Below are 9,705 nucleotides of genomic sequence, written 5' to 3'. Positions count from 1 at the left end.
ACACGGTTCGTATGCGACCGTGTTGGTCTCGACACCGCTCGCTTGCGCTCGCGGGCTCGACCAGCGGCGCCTGATGTCGTCAGGTGCCGTGGATCTGGAGGGTGGAGCCCTCGCGACCCTTGGCGACCGCGAGCTGGGTGGGGATGCGCTCGCGCATCTCGGTGACGTGGCTGACCACGCCGATGATGCGCCCGCCCTCGCGGAGCGTGTCGAGGACGTCGAGCACGTCGTCGAGGGTGTCGGCATCGAGGGAGCCGAAGCCCTCGTCGACGAAGAGGGTGTCGAGCATCTGGCCGCCGGCCTCGTTCATGATCACGTCGGCCAGTCCGAGCGCGAGCGCGAGGGAGACCACGAAGGTCTCTCCGCCCGAGAGGGTGGCGGGGTCTCTCGACTCGCCGGACCAGTCGTCGCGCACCATCAGCGCCAGGCCGCCGCGGCGGTCTCCGGCGCCCTTGGCCGCGGAGTGCTCCAGGGCGTAGCGCTGGTCGCTCATCTTCGCCAGCCGCTCGTTGGCGGCCGCGACGACCTGGGTGAGGCGGTAGGCGACGACGTAGGCCGACAGGCTCATCTGCAGCTGGTTGTCGCTGCTCTTCCCCTCGGCGAATGAGGCGAGCCGGACCGCGATCTTGAGGTCGCCGCGCACCGGCGCCCAGGTGGAGAGCGCCTGGGTGAGGTCGCGCTGCAGGGAGTCGAGGCGCGCGGCCCGGGCGTCGGCGGAGTCGGCAGCCGAGCGGGCGGTGTCGGCGGCGTCGGCGGCCTTGCGGTGGGCGAGCGAGAGCGCGGGCAGGTCGGGTTCGTCGGTGGCCAGGATCTCGGCGGCGCCGGGGGAGTCCAGGGTCGCTCGGGCAGCCGCCAGGCTGTCGGCGTACGTCTTGATCTGGCTGTTCAGGGCGGCGACCCGCTCCGGCGGGAGGGCAGCGGCGAGCGCGCTCTGCGGCGAGTCGAAGCCGGCGCGGACCGCGGTGGCCGTGAGGGTGCGCTCGGCTGCGGCGAGTGCCTCGGCCGAGCGGGTGGCCGCCTCGAGGCGCTCGAGGTCGGTGACCGCGGCCCGGTGGTCACGGTCGAGAGCGGCGAGCACGGCGCCCAGATCACGGTGGTCACCACGGACGTCGGCCAGCTGCTCCTCGAGCCGCGCGTGCTCCTCGGTGAGATGGCGCAGCGTGGTCTCGAGCTCGGCGGCACGGGTCTCCAGCTCGGCACGGAGCGTCGCCGAGCGGGCCCGGCGCTCCTCGACGGAGACGAGCTCGGCGCGCAGACCCGGCTCGCGGGCAGCCTGCCGCTCCAGACCGGCCAGGCGCTCGGCCGTCGCCGCGGCAGGCTCCTCGGTCTCCCCGGCCGCCTCCTGGGCGAGCTGGAGACGGGTGCTGAGGTCGCGCACGTGCTGGTCGCGAGCGTGCTCCTCGGCACTGGCGTTGTCATAGGCGGTCTGAGCGGTCTTCTCCGCCGCGGCATCGGGGGCTCCGTCGGCCGGGGAGGCCTTGTGAGGGTGCTCGTGGGACCCGCACACGGGGCAGTCCGCGCCCACCGCGAGGGCACCGGCGAGCTCGGCGGCGATGCCGTCCAGCCGGGCCTGGCGTACGTCGAGATAGTGGGTGCGCGCCTCCATGGCGGCCGTCCGGGCCGCCTCGTGCCTGGCTCGGGCCTCGACGAGCTCTCCGCTCAGCCGGCCGATCTCGGTCGCCGCTGCGACTTGCGCACGTAGCACCGGGATCGTGGCGGCCGCCTCGGTGGCCGCCGCCAGGTCCGCGGTGAGCGCCTCGATCTGCTGGGGCAGCTCCTCGGCGAGCTGTGCCTGCTCGTGCGTCTGGGTGAGCAGACGGTCGCGCTGGGTGTGGGTGGCCGTCAGTTCGCGGGTGACCTCGTCGAGGCGACCCTGGACGGGCTCGAGGGCGCGTGCCTGTGCGAGCCGCGCTGACACCCGTTCGACGGCTGCCTTGGCATCGGCCAGGGTCAGGTCGCCCGGAGCCAGGGCGGTCGCCTGCTCGTGCTCGCGCCGGGCCTGGTCGGCGAGCTCGCTGACCCCGGTGACGGCTTCGGCGCGCTGGGCGGCCTCGACACGGCGTACGCGTTCCTGCTGCTCCTCTGACGCTGCGACGAGTCGGCTCTCGGCGGCAGCGGCGGCCCGGAGGCCGCGCTGCTTCTCGGCCATCGCGCGGGCGGCGTCGAGAGCGTCGAGGGTCTCCGCCTCCGCGGCGAGGGCTTCCATCGCGGCGCCGGAGGTGACCGCCTGTGCCTCGGTGGCCTCCTCGGCGAGCGCGCGCGCCCAGGTCGCGATGGCGCCGTCGCCGGCGGGAAGGCCGAGATCGTGGACGTCCCAGTCGTCGGGGAGCGTGACGGCGGCGGTCTCGCTGATCCGGCTGACCATCTCGGCGACTCCGGCGTTGAGCTCCTCGGAGCGGCGCCGGAGCTCGACGCGGCGGTCCCGGAGCCAGCGCTCGACATCCGCGAACCGCTCGGTGCGGAAGAGCCGCTCGAGCAGCCGCTTGCGCTCCTCTGCGCTGGAGCGGAGGAACGCCTGGAACCGGCCCTGGGGGAGCATCGCGACCTGCACGAACTGGGTCAGCGTCATCCCGAGCAGATCCGAGACCAGGTGGCCGGCCTCGTCGAGGCGGGTGGTGAGGGTGCGCCACTCCTCGCCGACCTGCTCCATGAGCACCACCGATGCCTGCTGGGTGGTGGTGCCGGCGCCGCGCCGCTTGGGACGCTCCCACGACGGCGAGCGGGTGATCCGAAAGCGTCGCTGCGCGAGGGTCGCCTCCAGGACTACGCGAGTCGCGACCTCGGCCGGGGCCTGGTCGCTGCGCAGGCGTTTCGCGACGGAACGGTCACCGGGGACGTCGCCGTAGAGCGCGAAGCAGACCGCGTCCAGGACGCTCGTCTTCCCGGCGCCGGTCGCTCCGGAGAGCAGGAAGAGCCCCGCCTCGGAGAGCTGGTCGAAGTCGACCTGGACGGTGCCCGTGAAGGGCCCGAACGCGGCTACCTCCAGGTGGTGGAGGCGCATCAGAAGAGCACCTCGAGCCACTCCTCTTCCTCGGCGTCACCGGCGCGCGAGTCGAGCGTGTCCACCTCGGGGTCCTCACAGCAGGCGTCGACCGCCGTCTGAAGCAGCGCGAGCTCGGCCTTGGCAGCAGGCTCGCCGCGGAGCTCGGCGACGAACTCGGTGACCAGGTCGATGTCGCGCCGCGGCCGGGACGGGTCCGGCCGCGACAGCGCACCCAGGACCGGCGCGGTGGACTCGAACCCGAGCACCAGCGTGTGTGGGAAACGCCGCCGCAGACGCTCCATGGCCTGGGCCGGGCGGATCCGGTCGGTCAGGGTGATCTGCACCCACGACTGCTCGTGGGCCTCGTGACGAGGGTCGCTCAGGAGCTCGTCGAGCGTGCCCCGCAGCCTTGCCAGCTTCCGCGGAACCGGCGCCTCCACGAACTCGCTGGCGACGAAGCCTGACTCGTCGAGGTCGATGAGCCACGACCCCTTGAGGTGGTTGGCCTCGGAGAAGGAGTAGGCCAGCGGGGAGCCGCTGTAGCGCACGGTCTCGGTGATCGTGTGTCGGCCGTGGAGGTGGCCGAGAGCGGCGTAGGAGATGTCCTCGAAGAGGCTGGCCGGCACCATCGACACACCACCGACCGAGATGTCACGCTCGGAGTCGGAGGGCTCCGCCCCGGTGACGAAGGCGTGGGCCATCACCACGCTGCGGCCGCCTCTGCCATCGAGGTCGGCGCGGACCCGGCGCATCGCCTCCCCGAGCGCTGCCTGGTGGGAGCGGGACTCCAGTCGCCACGACGCCTTGGCAGCGTCGGGGTCGAGGTAGGGGAGACCGTAGAAGGCGACCTTGCCGTGCTCGTCGGGAAGCATCACCGGGCGGCCGACCCCGGCCAGGTCGGTGCGGATGAAGATCCCGGCGGCGTCGATGAGCTCGGAGCCGAAGCCGAGGCGCTGGGCCGAGTCGTGGTTGCCGCTGGTGATGACGACCTTCGCCCGCGAGGCAGCCAGCCGCGAGAGCGCCTCGGAGGCCAGCCGGACAGCGTCGACCTGCGGAAGCGCCCGGTCATAGACGTCACCGGAGACGCACACCACGTCGACGCTTCCCTGCTCCACCACGGAGAGGAGATGGTCGACGTACGCCGCCTGGTGCCCGAGCATGCCCTCCCGGTGGAAGGACCGGCCCAGGTGCCAGTCGGAGGTGTGCAGGATCCGCATGTAACGAAAACTATCGGTGACCACGGACATTCGAGACTGCGACCCGCGACGAGGGCGCGGGTCGCAGCACTCGTAGCCGCGTCACGTGCGCGGATAGGTGATCTTGATCGCCAGGTGGCGCTGCAGGTTGTCGGCAGCATCGGAGACCCGGCGGCGTACGCCTGGGTCGAGATCCTGCTGGACGACCGCGCGAGCGGCGACGACCGTCTCCTCGGTCACCGAGCCGCTCGGGAAGAACGCGTCCGCGGCCTCGGCCAGGCTCCAGCCGGATCGCTTCTCGGCGGTGGCCGGAAGCTCGTCGAAGTAGCGCTCGACATAGCTCTCGGTGAGCTCGACCGGACCGCTCCAGAACGCTCGCCCGGCGGCCAGGATGTCGTAGTTGGGCAGATCGGTCTCGCCCGTGAACACCGACCAGCCGTACGCCTTCGCCTCCGCGTCGGGAATGCTGACCAGGGCTCCGGTGAGGTGGATGCGGGCGTCGTTGGCCGGCTCCGCGTCGTACGCGGCCTGCAGCTCCTCGCGGGTCGCCGAGCCGATCTCGGCGAGCTTGGCGAGGATGCGCCAGCGCAGGTCGAGGTCGGTCTCGATGCCGGCCGGGGGAGTCGCCAGCCACTCCCGCAGCAGCGACTCGGAGCGAGCCGAGCGGACCGCCGTCCGGTAGGCGGACAGCTGCAGCTCGGAGCCGGGAGCGACGTCGGCGAGCTTGCGCAGCGCCGCGTCGTGGAGCCGCTCACGGGCGCCCTCTGGGGCCAGCGGGACCACGGAGCCGAACAGCCACGGCATCGTACGCCTCGGGGTGTCCTCGAGGTCCTCGATCGGCAGGGACGCCTCGGCGATGTCGATGACGTCGGCCGGGTCGATCGCGGCGTTGAACCAGGCGCTGCGCAGGTTGTTCCACACGCCTGCGCGCAGGCCGTCGTCGGTGATCGAGGCGATCGCGCCCTTCAGCGCCTGCACGGTCTCCCAGTCGGGGATCGCCGCGGCCCAGGTGTCGTCGTAGGGGTCGAGCACGACCGCGTTGGCGGCGACCTTCAGCGGCGTCTGGTCGCCGTTCACCGTGATGTCCTCGGTGGTCCAGCGGGTGCCGTTGAGGATCGCCGCGCGGAACGTGTGGGAGCGGTCGGCGGGGTGCAGCGAGGGTGCGGTGCGGTTGACGACCATCTTGGCCGGGTCCCACGAGAGCGTGTCCGGCCCGGCGGTGAGCAGCCACTGGGCGGTGAAGGTGTCGAGATCGAACTCGATCCCTGCCTCGGCGGCGGCCGAGGCCCAGGAGCCGAAGAGGTCGTGCATCGTCGCGTTGCCGAACCGGTGCTTGGTGAAGTGGTCGATCGCGCCCGCGAAGAAGACGTCGTCGCCCAGGGAGGCGGCCAGCTGGCGCAGGATCGCGGAGCCCTTGGAGTAGGAGATCCCGTCGAAGTTCTGCAGCGCCGAGACCGCGTCCTCGGCGCCGTTGCCGGCCACCGAGTGCGTCGAGCCGCGCTGGTCGGCGGTCAGCCCCCACTGGCGGCGGGCGTAGGACATGTCGGCCCAGGCGTCGGCGTACTCGGTCACCTCTGCGGTCACCCGGTTGCCCATGTACTCGGCGAATGACTCGTTGAGCCACAGGTCGTCCCACCACTGCGGGGTGACCAGGTCGCCGAACCACTGGTGGGCCATCTCGTGGGCGACGGTGGTGGCCCGCTGGATCCGCATGCCACGGGTCACCCGCGAGGTGAAGATGAGCGGGTCCCGGAAGGTCACGCAGCCCGGGTTCTCCATCGCGCCGGCGTTGAACTCGGGCACGAACGCCTGGTGGTAGTTGCCGAACGGGTAGCGGATGCCGAAGAGCCGGTGGAACTCGTCGAAGCACTGCTTGGTGAGCGTGAAGAGCTCCTCGGCGTCCTTGTCGAGGTCGGCGGCGATGCTCTGCCGCGAGCTCAGCGACAGCGGGATCCCGTCGTGCTCGTCATGGATCACGTGCCAGGGGCCGGCGACGAGCGTGACGAAGTACGTCGAGAGCGGCTGGCTGCGCTCGAGCTCCCACACGCCGGGCTCCGTCTGGGCGCCCGGGGCGTTGCCGATCACCGTCCAGTCCTGCGGCGCGGTCACGTGGAAGGTGTAGGGCGCCTTCAGGTCGGGCTGGTCGAAGCAGGCGAAGATCGTCGGCGCGGCGTCCATGAAGCACATCCCGTAGACGTAGGCCCGGCCGTCGGCGGGGTCGACGCTGCGGTGCAGCCCTTCGCCGTCGTTGCGGAACGGCATCGTGGCCTCGACGACGAGCTCGTTGGCGCCTTCCTGCGTGGTGATCGGAAGGCGGCCCTTGGCGAGCGTGGCCGGGTCGACCAGGTTGCCGTTGAGACTGATCCGCTCGACCGAGACCGGTTTCAGGTCGACGAACGTCGGCCCGCCTCTCGAGGTGAACCGGATCGTCGTCACCGAACGGTAGGTCTTCTCGCTGGAGGCCAGGTCGAGACGTACGTCGTAGTCGTCGATCGTCAGCAGGCTGGCTCGGGCGGCGGCCTCGTCACGGCGCAAGGGCAGGCTCTGGGTGGTCACGCCGCACAGGCTAACGGGCGGGTGGCACTCTTTGCCCATGACTGACTCTGCTGCAGACCTGCGCTCGATATCTCTGGAGAAGATCGGCGAGCACCGCTTCCGCGCGACCAACTCCCGCGGCGGCACGCTGGTGCTCGGCCACGGTGAAGACCCCGACTTCACGCCGGTCGAGATGCTCCTCGCGGCCCTGGCCGGCTGCAGCGCGCTCGACGTCGACTTCATCACCGGCAAGCGGTCGCCGATGGAGGCCTTCGAGGCCCTCGCCGCGGCCACCAAGATCCGCGACGAGGAGGGCAACCGCCTGGTCGACATCTCGGTCACCTTCGACATCACCTTCCCCGAGGGCGAGGGCGGCGATGCCGCCCGCAGGGTCCTCCCGGACGCGATCAAGAAGTCCGCGACCCGGCTGTGCACCGTCGGCCGCACCGTCTCCGTCGGCACCCCCGTGACCTACGCCGAGGGCGACCTCTAACCCGTTCGAGAGGTCACCCCCGGTCGGCCGAGACGTCACTTCGGTCGACCGAGACGTCACTTCGGTCGGCCGAGATGGCACGAACGTGACGCCTCGGCCGACCGGGTTGACGTCTCGGCCGACGTACGTGACGCCTCGGCACTCAGGGGAGCAGGAGGGCGGAGTCGCCGAACTCGTGCCACAGGTAGCCTCCGGCGACAGCGGCGTCGTAGGCAGCCTGGGTGAGCTCGGGGCCGGCGACGGCCTCGACGAGCAGGAGGTGGCTGGCCTGCGGGTCGTGCCAGCCGGTGATCAGACCGTTGACGACGTACGGCGGGTTGGCGGGGGTGATGACGCGGTCGGTCCAGCCGCTCGCCGCCTTGACCGCTCCGGTCGCCGGGACGACCGCCGACTCCAGGGCCCGGGTGACGGTGGTGCCGGCCGCGACGATGCGGCCACCGGCGTACCTGGTCTGCTCGACCAGCCGAGCCGTGGTCTCGGAGACCTCGAACCACTCCGCGCCGGGGGCCTCGCCCGCCTCCTGGGAGGAGACGCCGGTGTGCAAGGTCACCGGTGCGACCTGGATGCCGTGCGTGACGAGCTCGGTGACCAGCGGATGCGTGAACGGGCGGGCGGCGGAGGGCATCTCGGCGCTCCCGGGGCGGTGCCCGAAGACCGTCTGGTAGGCCCCGAGCGGGTAGCGCCGGTCGAGATAGCCGTACGCGATCGGGCGGCCCGCCCGCCCGAGCTCGGCGGTCACGTCGCCGGTGACGTCTGCGCGCCAGAGCCGGTTGCCCAGCCCGGTGGGGGAGGAGGCGCGGCCGCCGGGGTAGGGCTCGCCCAGCGTGACCCGAAGACCGGCGGTAACGACGACGTCACCCACGACCGCGTCGAGCACGGCCCGCGCGGCGTCCGGCGCGGAGCGGATCTCCACGACCCAGCCGGTGTCGAGGCGCTGGGCGAGGTGGAGGACGACCCGGCCGCGCCCGATGAGGTCGGCGTCGAGCTGACGCGCCTCGGTCACCGAGTCGTTGACCACGACCAGGTCACCGGGGGAGAGGTGGCCGGCAAGGTCGTGGAACCGGGAGTGTCGTACGCCGCCCGGCGATGCCACGAGCAGGCGCACGCCGTCGCGTTCGAGGCCGCGCCACTCCGCCGGTGCGGGAGCGGTGGTGTCGTCGGGGAAGGGGAACGTGGTGGTCGGTCGTTCGGCGAGCATCGTCATCGGACTACTCCTACGGGTGCGAGATCGGTGGCGCGGTAGCGCCCTGAGGGCTCGTCGCCGGAGAGCAGCGCGAGCAGATGCGGAACGACCGATTCCGGGAGGGGGCGGTCGGAGATGTCCTCGCCGGGGAAGGCGGCCTGGTGCATGGCGGTGCGCATGTCACCGGGGTCGACGGCGTACGCGCGGATGCCGTTCTCCTCGCCGAGGGTCAGGACCAGGTGATCGAGCGCTGCCTTGCTCGCGGCGTACGTTCCCCAGGTCGGGTAGTGCTCGACCGCCGCGTCGCTCGAGATGCCCACGAGCGTGCCGCGGGAGGCGATCAGGTAGGGGAGGAGCCGCTGGGTGAGCGAGAGCGGAGCGAGCAGGTTCGTCTCGAGCACGCGGGACAAGTCGCCGTCGGCGACCTCGGCGAGCGGGAGCATCGGACCGAGGTCGCTGGCGTTGTGCACGAGCAGGTCGAGACGCCCGTGCCGCGCCACGGCCGCGGCGATGGCGTCCTGGTGATCCTGGTCGCGTACGTCGCCGGCCAGGATCGTCACCTGCGGCCGGTCGGGCAGCGCGGCGTGGAGGCGGTCGGCGTCGCGGGCGTCGGTGACGACGTTCCACGACCGGTCGAGGAGTGTCTCGGCCAGGGCGAGCCCCAGCCCGGCGGAGCCGCCGGTGACGACGGCTACTTCGTTGTGTGATCTGTTCATGCCCGCTAGCATTCAACCTCAAGTGAACTTGAGATCAAGGGCTGCGACAGAAAGAGTGAGATGAACACGCACGACCTGCTCACGATGGGCGAGGTGACCCGGCGAAGCGGCTATGCGGCCTCCGCGGTGCGCTACTACGAGAGCCAGGGCCTGATCCGGGCGGAGCGATCCTCCGGAGGGCAGCGCACGTTCGAGCGCAGCGTGCTGCGCAGGCTCGCCTTCATCAGGGCGGCGGCCAACGTCGGGCTGTCGCTGGACGAGATCAGGACCGAGCTCGACTGTCTGCCGGGGGACCGGACCCCCACCAAGGCCGACTGGGCCCGGATGTCGAAGCACTGGCGCCGCCGCCTCGAGGAGCAGATCCACGCCCTCGAGCGGCTTCGCGACAACCTCGACTCCTGCATCGGCTGCGGCTGTCTCTCCCTGCAGCGGTGCCGCATCTCCAATCCCGGCGACGCCGCCGCGGCCCAGAGCTCCGGTGCTGCGTACCTCCCCAAGGTTCTGCGTCGCGACCCGCCCCGCCGCCGCGCCTGACCCGCCGAATCGGTAGAAGTGGCGGGCCGAGAATGTAGTTGTGGGCGACGAAACTGCAGTTTCGT

Annotated in this window: 7 protein-coding genes; 2 read left to right on the top strand and 5 right to left on the bottom strand. The window is 71.6% G+C overall.

Translation table 11 applies throughout. From position 1 onward, the window contains the following. Positions 1-79 precede the first annotated feature (79 nt). The 3 genes from H5T77_RS24890 to pepN form a co-directional block, all read right to left on the bottom strand. Positions 80-3,001, bottom strand: coding sequence for an AAA family ATPase (locus H5T77_RS24890; RefSeq protein ID WP_292653298.1), 2,922 nt, complete (start codon positions 2,999-3,001; stop codon positions 80-82). Beyond that, positions 3,001-4,200, bottom strand: coding sequence for an exonuclease SbcCD subunit D (locus H5T77_RS24885; RefSeq protein ID WP_292653297.1), 1,200 nt, complete (start codon positions 4,198-4,200; stop codon positions 3,001-3,003). Before H5T77_RS24885 ends, H5T77_RS24890 begins: the two co-directional genes overlap by 1 nt. Positions 4,201-4,281: 81 nt before the next feature. Then, positions 4,282-6,735, bottom strand: a complete 2,454-nt coding sequence (gene pepN / locus H5T77_RS24880; RefSeq protein WP_292653296.1) for an aminopeptidase N — start codon at positions 6,733-6,735, stop codon at positions 4,282-4,284. A gap of 37 nt (positions 6,736-6,772) precedes the next feature. Between pepN and H5T77_RS24875 the strand changes: the two genes are divergently transcribed. After that, positions 6,773-7,207, top strand: a complete 435-nt coding sequence (locus H5T77_RS24875; RefSeq protein ID WP_292653295.1) for an OsmC family protein — start codon at positions 6,773-6,775, stop codon at positions 7,205-7,207. Positions 7,208-7,349: 142 nt separating this feature from the next. Here H5T77_RS24875 and H5T77_RS24870 read toward each other — a convergent pair whose 3' ends face one another. Both H5T77_RS24870 and H5T77_RS24865 read right to left on the bottom strand, forming a co-directional pair. Further along, complete coding sequence (locus H5T77_RS24870) at positions 7,350-8,411, bottom strand: S-adenosylmethionine:tRNA ribosyltransferase-isomerase (RefSeq protein WP_292653294.1); 1,062 nt, start codon at positions 8,409-8,411, stop codon at positions 7,350-7,352. After that, positions 8,408-9,106, bottom strand: coding sequence for an SDR family oxidoreductase (locus H5T77_RS24865; protein WP_292653293.1), 699 nt, complete (start codon positions 9,104-9,106; stop codon positions 8,408-8,410). Before H5T77_RS24865 ends, H5T77_RS24870 begins: the two co-directional genes overlap by 4 nt. A 60-nt stretch (positions 9,107-9,166) precedes the next feature. On the opposite strand from H5T77_RS24865, the gene soxR reads away from it, so the two are divergent. Continuing rightward, positions 9,167-9,640, top strand: a complete 474-nt coding sequence (gene soxR / locus H5T77_RS24860) for a redox-sensitive transcriptional activator SoxR (protein WP_292653292.1) — start codon at positions 9,167-9,169, stop codon at positions 9,638-9,640. Positions 9,641-9,705: the final 65 nt, after the last annotated feature.

Origin of the sequence: Nocardioides sp., assembly GCF_014360585.1 — a bacterium.
Lineage (GTDB): Bacteria > Actinomycetota > Actinomycetes > Propionibacteriales > Nocardioidaceae > Nocardioides.
Note: the sequence above shows the minus strand (reverse complement) of the source record. Positions and strands in the feature narration are given on the sequence as shown.